Source organism: Paraburkholderia sp. SIMBA_053, from assembly GCF_046534895.1.
Taxonomy (GTDB): Bacteria; Pseudomonadota; Gammaproteobacteria; order Burkholderiales; family Burkholderiaceae; genus Paraburkholderia; species Paraburkholderia caledonica.
Genome location: NZ_JAWRXU010000544.1, coordinates 1 through 278, shown reverse-complemented (window position 1 = coordinate 278; position 278 = coordinate 1). Strand labels below are relative to the sequence as shown.

1 pseudogene is annotated in these 278 nt (G+C 57.6%); it reads right to left on the bottom strand.

From position 1 onward, the window contains the following. A pseudogene (locus SB753_RS36785) lies at positions 1 to 180 on the bottom strand (MFS transporter); the annotation flags it as partial. Positions 181 to 278: the final 98 nt, after the last annotated feature.

The following is a 278-nucleotide window of genomic DNA, read 5'->3' as shown; positions in this document are numbered from 1 at the left end:
GAACAGCCCGCCGCCGAAGCCGAATGCCGTCGGCGAAAGACCGATTGCCTTGTTCATCGTCATGGCGGCGAAGCCGACGTTGACACGATCGAGAAAGCTGACGAAGTAGAGCAGCATCACGAACGGAATGATCCGTAGCATGAGCTTGCGCGATACTCGCGATTCGAGTTCGGGTTGCATGTGTCTCCTCCTTGGAGGTTGAGCCGGCTGTGCCGGACAATTCAGGCTTCACGCGTTGTCTGCCGTTTGCGGGTCAGTTGTTGTTGTGTGCGTGAAGC